The sequence below is a fragment of the Leisingera sp. F5 genome, assembly GCF_001593695.1.
This window is the reverse complement of sequence record NZ_LUKH01000494.1, coordinates 1-2,269: the sequence shown is the minus strand read 5'-3', so window position 1 is coordinate 2,269 and position 2,269 is coordinate 1. Positions and strand designations below refer to the sequence as shown.

The following is a 2,269-nucleotide window of genomic DNA, read 5'->3' as shown; positions in this document are numbered from 1 at the left end:
CAACGTCAGGCCGGGATGTGTTCCCTAACTGCTGAATTCAGGTGGAGCCGCACCGGGCGCCAGCCCGGTGCCGGGCCAAAGCCGTCAGGCTGTTCGGGCAAAGCCCGAGCAGCCGCGGGCGCGGGAGCCGCTGCTTCAGCGGGATCTGCCGCTGGTTGTGAACAGGCTGGAGGACAGTTTCTGGCCGGTTTCCATTGCACCCAGAATCACGGTTGTCTGGCCGCCCGCACTGTCATGGATCACCCATTTGCGCAGCTCTACCGGCGCGCCGGTGAACATCATTTCGATACTGCCATAGTCCGGGTGTTCCGGGTCCTGTGCCCGCACGATGGTGGAGGTTCCATCAAAACTGTGCCCTACCACCATATTGGCGCGCCCTAAATTCACGTTGCGGTCCAGAATAATTGACAGCGGAGTCCGTTTGAGCGGGTAGGTCTCAGGCGGCTGGTTAGATTTGGGATCGTGGATCACCACCGCCCCGCCGCCGGCAACCACAGTGCCGCCGCCCTTGCCGTCATATTCAAACCGCATCCGGCCCGGGCGGTGCATGTAAAGCTTGCCCGTCGACAGGCTCCCGTCGTCATTGATCTGGGTGAAGGGGGAGGCTGCGGTGGATATTCCGTTCAAATAACGGGAAATCTCATTGAGGCTAAGCTGTTCAGCCGCCCAGGCGGCCGGTGCAGCAAGGGTCAGCGCAAGGGCGAGTGCAATCCGTTTCATGGCCTCAACATAGGCACGCTGCTGCAAAAGTGAAGATGCCGGCCCCCTACGGAGCCGGCATCGGCAGATTTTTGTCAGCTCATTGTTCGGGAACCAGAATTTCCCGCTTGCCCACGTGGTTGGCAGCCGACACGACGCCCTCGTCCTCCATCTGTTCAACCAGCCGCGCGGCTTTGTTATAGCCGATCGCCAATTTTCGCTGGATGTAGGAGGTGGAGCATTTGCGGTCCTTGACCACGATGGCAACTGCGGTGTCGTACAAAGCGTCCTCGGTATCAGTATTGCCGCCGGTGTTCAGTCCCAGAACTGCATCGATGTTATCAGCCTTGTCGTCAGCCGGACCATCCAGAACGCTGCCGACATAGTCCGGCGGGCCGAATTGCTTGAGGTGGTTGACCACTTCCTCGACCTCTTCGTCCGAACAGAACGGCCCGTGGCAGCGGGTGATCTTGGCACCGCCCGCCATATACAGCATGTCGCCCATGCCCAAGAGCTGCTCGGCGCCCATCTCACCCAGGATGGTGCGGCTGTCGATCTTGGAGGTCACCTGGAAGGAAATCCGGGTCGGGAAGTTAGCCTTGATGGTGCCGGTGATCACGTCAACCGAGGGACGCTGGGTGGCCATGATCAGGTGAATGCCAGAGGCCCGTGCCATCTGTGCCAGGCGCTGGATGCAGGCCTCGATCTCCTTGCCGGCGACCATCATCAGGTCTGCCATCTCGTCAACAATCACAACGATATAGGGCAGAACAACGGGTTGAAACTCTTCGGTCTCGAACACCGGCTCACCGGTGTCGTCGTCAAAACCGGTCTGCACAGTACGCGAGAACATCTCGCCCTTGGCCAGTGCTTCCTTCACGCGGCCATTGTAGCCAGCGATGTTGCGCACACCCATCTTGGACATCTTGCGGTAGCGGTCTTCCATCTCGCCCACCACCCATTTCAGCGCCACCACGGCCTTCTTCGGGTCGGTCACAACGGGTGAGAGCAGATGCGGAATGCCGTCATAGACGGAAAGCTCCAGCATTTTGGGGTCTATCATGATCAGGCGGCATTCATCCGGTGTCAGCTTATACAGCAGCGACAGGATCATGGTGTTGATCGCCACCGACTTACCAGAGCCCGTGGTGCCCGCGATCAGCAAATGGGGCATTTTGGCGAGGTTGGCCACCATGGAATCACCACCAATGTCTTTGCCCAGTGCCAGCGGCAGCGCATGGTTGCCGTCGCCGAAATCCCGGGACGACAGAATCTCGCGCAGCACCACCTTTTCGCGCTTCTCGTTTGGCAGTTCGATGCCGATCACCGTCCGGCCCGGGACGGTCGAAACCCGCGCCGATAGGGCCGACATCGAGCGGGCGATGTCATCGGCCAGGCCGATCACGCGGGAGGCCTTAAGGCCCGGTGCCGGCTCCAGCTCGTACATAGTGACAACGGGACCGGGACGGACCGAGGTGATCTCTCCCTTGACGCCATAGTCATCCAGAACGGCTTCCAGCATCCGCGCATTTTCTTCCAGCGCTTCGTCACTCAGGTGATGGCGCTCGAT

General features: G+C 60.2%; 2 protein-coding genes. Both read right to left on the bottom strand.

Features of this window, described 5'->3' with window-relative positions:
- Positions 1-135 precede the first annotated feature (135 nt).
- Complete coding sequence (locus A2I95_RS32365; protein ID WP_027256820.1) at positions 136-720, bottom strand: outer membrane lipoprotein carrier protein LolA; 585 nt, start codon at positions 718-720, stop codon at positions 136-138.
- Between the two features lie 79 nt (positions 721-799).
- Positions 800-2,269: DNA translocase FtsK (locus A2I95_RS32360; protein WP_291736434.1), on the bottom strand; the 1,470-nt coding region annotated here is incomplete at its 5' end.